2 protein-coding genes are annotated in these 1,581 nt (G+C 65.3%); both read left to right on the top strand.

Annotated features, from left to right (window positions below; translation table 11 throughout):
* Positions 1–1,068, top strand: a 1,068-nt coding sequence (locus AC2VOG_RS07470; RefSeq protein WP_486939281.1) for a YeeE/YedE thiosulfate transporter family protein, incomplete at its 5' end; no start/stop codon positions are given.
* A gap of 192 nt (positions 1,069–1,260) precedes the next feature.
* The coding region (locus tag AC2VOG_RS07465) for a 3-hydroxyacyl-CoA dehydrogenase NAD-binding domain-containing protein (protein WP_486939280.1) at positions 1,261–1,581 on the top strand (321 nt) is incomplete at its 3' end.

Here is a 1,581-nt window from a genome sequence, read left to right as displayed (position 1 = left end):
GCGGCCAACTTCGGGGATCTGGTGGTCACCGGCAACATCGCGCACATCCGTCCGCTGCCGACGTTCGTCGTGGCCCTCGGCTACGCAGGAGTGGCCTCGACGCTGCTGTACTTCCTGCCCCGGTATCGGGGTGGCACGCACAGCTGTTTTCGGCACCTGGCGCGCTGCCCGCTCGACGAGCACGACCGGGTGCTCATGCGCGACACCGCGCAATACCTTGCCGAAGGAGCGGTCGACGCGACGGGCTCACCCACCCCGAACTGGTATCAGCGCCTGACGTCGCGCGAGGTCCCCAGCGCCAACTTCTACGCGCGAACCATCGGCACCGTCGGGTTCGCCATCGCCGTCGTAACCGTCCTGGCGATCTTCTTGCATCAGATCTTCGGGCAGTCCACGACATATTCGTGGCTTGTCGGGCACCTGTTTTTGCCCCATTTCGCCTACAGCGCAGCGGTGTTCAGCAACATCGGATGGGAGCCGTTCACCGATGTCGGCGTCTTTTTCGGCGGGTTCATCTGCGCCCTGTTCATCAGCCGGCGCTTCACCGCATTCCGTCCGGTCGTGCCGCCCTCCTGGCGTAACCGGTTCGGTCCAAGCCCGGCCAGGCGCGCCATCGGCTGCTTCGGCGGGTCGTTTCTGGTGCTCTTCGGTGCCAGGATGGCCGGCGGATGCACCAGCGGCCACATGCTCAGCGGGGGGATCCAACTGGCGTTGAGCGGGTGGCTGTTCACCGCGGCGACCGTGACCGCGATGGTGGCGACGGCCCGGCTGGTCTATCGCGACGCGAGCTGGCTCACGGCTCTGGCCGGCGCGGGTACCCAACCGGTGCGGCGACGTGAGGCGACGAGAGTCAGCGCTCGGGTGCTCTTGGGCGTCGTGCTCACTGGCTTCGCCGTCATGACCGCCCTGGGTGCGGTCCTGACCGGCGGGCGAAACGAGGGGCTGTTGACGCTCTCCGACGTGCTGATCCCCGCCGTGATCCCGGTGCTGCTGGTGGTCGCGATCACGATCGCCTCGTCGTGGTGGGCCAACCCGCGGTGGCACGGCGCGAAGAAGGGGCGGCGTTGAACCAGCCGGCCGATTCCACGGGTCCCATTGGGCCCGAACATTTGCCGCGATAACAGCCGTTGTGATCGGCGTCGCTATCGACTGGGGCCTTTGGACACTAGAAACCCCCGCACCCGAGATGTTTGGCTCGCTGTCGAGCGTAATGGCCGAGGCGATGTCGGGAAGTAGCGTGACGGACGAACGGAGCGACTCATGAATAGCGGTATCCACCACGTCACAGTCCTGGGCGCCGGCGTTTTGGGCTCCCAGATCGCCTTCCAGTCGGCGTTCAAGGGGCTCAGCGTCGTCTCCTACGACATCGACGACGACGCACTGCAGGCTGCCAAAAAACGGTATGACCACCTGGTGGAAACCTATGGCAAGGAGGTTCCCGACGCCAAGGACGGAGCGGCGGCCGCGGCGCTGAATCGGATCACCCTGACCTCAGATCTCAACGAAGCCGTAAAACATGCCGACCTGGTCATCGAGGCAGTTCCCGAAGTCCTCGCACTGAAACGGGAGATCTATCGGAAG

Source organism: Mycobacterium sp. TH-M11, assembly GCF_057473725.1.
Note: the sequence above shows the minus strand (reverse complement) of the source record. Positions and strands in the feature narration are given on the sequence as shown.